4 protein-coding genes are annotated in these 3,178 nt (G+C 69.4%); 1 reads left to right on the forward strand and 3 read right to left on the reverse strand.

All coding sequences use genetic code 11. The features are described 5' to 3' along the window. Positions 1–38 precede the first annotated feature (38 nt). Positions 39–854, reverse strand: coding sequence for an SGNH/GDSL hydrolase family protein (locus ACFQ36_RS21800; protein WP_377017499.1), 816 nt, complete (start codon positions 852–854; stop codon positions 39–41). Positions 855–967: 113 nt separating this feature from the next. Here ACFQ36_RS21800 and ACFQ36_RS21805 point away from each other — a divergent pair, with 113 nt between their 5' ends. After that, positions 968–1,834, forward strand: a complete 867-nt coding sequence (locus ACFQ36_RS21805; protein WP_377017501.1) for an SDR family oxidoreductase — start codon at positions 968–970, stop codon at positions 1,832–1,834. A gap of 13 nt (positions 1,835–1,847) precedes the next feature. On the opposite strand, the gene ACFQ36_RS21810 is transcribed toward ACFQ36_RS21805, so the two are convergent. Both ACFQ36_RS21810 and ACFQ36_RS21815 read right to left on the reverse strand, forming a co-directional pair. Then, a complete protein-coding gene (locus tag ACFQ36_RS21810) occupies positions 1,848–2,693 on the reverse strand; it encodes an HpcH/HpaI aldolase/citrate lyase family protein (protein WP_377017503.1) in 846 nt (281 codons plus the stop codon). A gap of 62 nt (positions 2,694–2,755) precedes the next feature. After that, positions 2,756–3,178: ATP-dependent helicase C-terminal domain-containing protein (locus tag ACFQ36_RS21815; protein WP_377017505.1), on the reverse strand; the 423-nt coding region annotated here is incomplete at its 5' end.

Below are 3,178 nucleotides of genomic sequence, written 5' to 3' on the forward strand. Positions count from 1 at the left end.
GGGCGCGGGCCGGGAGCCCGGCCGTCCCCGGGCGCCGCTCAGCCTCCGGAAGCCGGCTGCCGCAGCAGGCGCTCCTGCGCCAGCTTCCGCAGCCCGTACGAAACCTGGACCGGCTCCGGCCAGCGCGGTGACAACGCATCCCCCAGCGCGATGTGCCGGAGCTTGCGCGCGAACAGCGGAAAGACCCATTCGTCCAGCCACTCCCAGTCGCGCCTGGTCCGTTCCAGCCAACCGCCGCGCTGGAACGGCCCCAAGGCCACCGGTTTGAGCGTATGCCGCACGCCCAGGACATCCAGCACCTTGGCGGCCATCAGCCGGTGCCCCACCGGGGACATGTGCAGCCGGTCCGAGCCCCACAGCCGCGGGTCCTGGTACACCTCGAACGTCCAGTGGTCCACCAGCAGTGCCCCGTAGCGCCGCGCTATGTCCCGCACTGCCTCGTTGTACAGCCAGTTCCGCCGCTTCATCGGCCCCAGTACCGACGGCAGCAGCACATCGAACCCGGTGAACAGCAACAGGCGTGCCCCGGTTTCGGCCAGGCGCTGCACCGCCGCCTCGTACCGATCCATCAGGGCGGACATGTCCTGGCGTATTTCCAAAATGTCATTGCCGCCGGCGTAGAAGGAGATCAGCGTGGGCCGCATGGCGAGGGCCTGTTCGAACTGGTCCGCGACGATCTGGTCCAGCCGCTTGCTGCGCACGGCCAGGTTCGCATAGTGCCAGTCCGGGTCCTGCTTGGCCAACTGCTTGGCAACCCGGTCAGCCCAGCCGCGCACCCCATTGGGCAGCTGCGGATTCAAGTCCCCCACACCCTCAGTGAAACTATCCCCCAAAGCAACATAAAGGCCGCTCACAGCGCCATAGTAAGCCCGCGGGGCGCCCGGCGGATACGGGCCGGGAAAATTCGGGATGAACACCGCCTGCCCATCTGTCCGTCCAGCCGCGGCCACGGCCTAAGCTGGTGCCCATGAGTACCGATGCGCAGGCCGCGCCCACAATCGCCATCACCGGCGCCACCGGCCATGTGGGCCGCCAAGTGGCCCGGCTACTGTCCGAGTCGGGGATCCCGGCGCGCCTCATTGTGCGGAATCCTGCCCGCGCGCCGCAGCTGCCGGGGATGACGACGGCGCAGGCCAGCTTCGGCGACCGGCAGGCCTCCCGCGCGGCGCTGGAGGGCATCCGCACGCTGTTCATGGTCTCCGCCGACGAGGCCCCGGACCGGATCGAACAGCATGAGGCCTTCATCAACGCCGCGGCCGACGCCGGCGTGGAGCATATCGTTTACACGTCCTTCTTTGGGGCCGCCCCGGACGCGACCTTCACGCTGGCCCGGGACCACTTCACCACCGAGGAAATGCTGCGCGCCTCGGGGCTGAAGCACACACTGCTGCGGGACAACCTCTACCAGGACGTGCTCATCGACTTCGCGGGTCCGGAGGGGATCATCCGCGGCCCGGCCGATGACGGCAAGGCCGGCTTCGTGGCCCGGGAGGACGTGGCGCGCGTGGCCGCGAAGATCCTGGCCGAGCCCATGCCCCACGCCGGCTTCACCTACGAGCTGACCGGCCCGGAATCCCTTACATTGGCCGAGGCCGCGGCGATCATCAGCGAGGCAACCGGCAAACCGACGTCGTTCGTGGACGAGACGGTGGAGGAAGCCTATGCCTCACGGGCCCGCTACAAGGCGCCGGACTGGCAGCTGGACGCCTGGGTCAGCACCTACACCGCAATTGCCTGCGGCGAACTGGACAAGGTGACCAACGACGTCGAACTGCTCACCGGCCGGCGGCCGCTGAGCCTGCGCGAACTGCTGAGCGGGACCGGCGCGGCCTGACCGCTACGGACGGTCAGGCGTTCCAGAGGCCGTAGGAATCAGCGAGCGAGGAGATCTTCTCGGCGCGGGCCAGGCGCGGCAGGTAGGAACCGTCCCCCACCACGGCGCCGGCGGCGTGGGCGTCGAGCAGCTCGTGCGCCCACTTGATCTCGGACTCACTCGGAGACAGGCCCTTGTTGATCGTATCCGCGGCCTCGATCATCAGGCAGAGCTTGCCGGTCATGCCCATCGAGGCGGTGATCTTGCAAGCTGCCAGCAGCTCGTCGCCAAGGGCGCCGACCGTGGGCCCGTCAATCGGGCCCGGCAGCTGGCCCACGCGGGAGGCCACCACAAGCTTGGAGCGGGCATAGGCCAGCGCCATCGGTTCGTCGCTGGCACCGGTGTCGCGGCGGAAATCACCGACGCCGAAGGCCAGCCGGAAGGTGCCCGGAGCACTGGCGATCGCCGTCGCATTCTCGATCCCGACAGCGGATTCGATCAGCGCCACCACCGGGGTACCGGCGTGCAGGCGCATCGCCGTATGCGTCACCTGCTCGGGCCGCTCGGTCATGGCGAGCATGACGCCGCGCAGGCCGGGAGCCTTGGACAGCGCAGCCAGGTCCTCGGCCCAGTACTCGGTTTCCATGCCATTGACACGCACCCAGGCGGTCATGCCGGTGGACAGCGCCTCCACCACGCGCTCGCGCGCCTCGGCCTTGCCCTCGGCCGGTACGGCGTCCTCCATGTCGAAGACCACCGAATCCGCCTCGGAGGCAAGGGCCGGCGCGAAATTGGCTTCATCGGCAGCCGATGCCAGCAGCCAGGATCGGGAGAGCTTTGCGGGCAGGGCCGCGGCACGGACATTTCTAAAGGCGGGCATATCTCTACACTATGTTTCCCCGGTTCAGGCTTCCAACTGACGGACGGCGAGCGGGGCGAAGATCACTTCCGGTGCCTGGTCCCCGCCGTGGCCGGCGCCGTCCACGGATCCTCCGGCCAGGGGTGCTTCGGGTAGCGGCCGCGCATCTCGGCGCGGACCTGGGCATAGGGCCCGGACCAGAAGGATGCCAGATCGTCGGTAACGGCCAGCGGCCGTCCCGCCGGGGAGAGCAGATGGAACAGCACCGGCACCCGGCCGTCAACCAGCCGCGGTGTGCCGGCCCAGCCGAAGCACTCCTGCAGTTTCACCGCCACCACGGGACGGCCGCCGTCGTCATCCGGCTCCGGGTAGTCGATGCGCACCCTTGAACCGCTGGGCACTTCGAGCCGTTCCGGCACCAGCCCGTCCAGCCGTGCCGCCTCCGGCCACGGCAGCAGGCGCCGCAGCGGTTCGGCCAGGTCGACCCCGGCGGCGGCCACCCCGCC

The sequence above is a fragment of the Arthrobacter sp. GCM10027362 genome, assembly GCF_042679445.1.
In the GTDB taxonomy this organism is placed as follows: Bacteria; Actinomycetota; Actinomycetes; order Actinomycetales; family Micrococcaceae; genus Crystallibacter.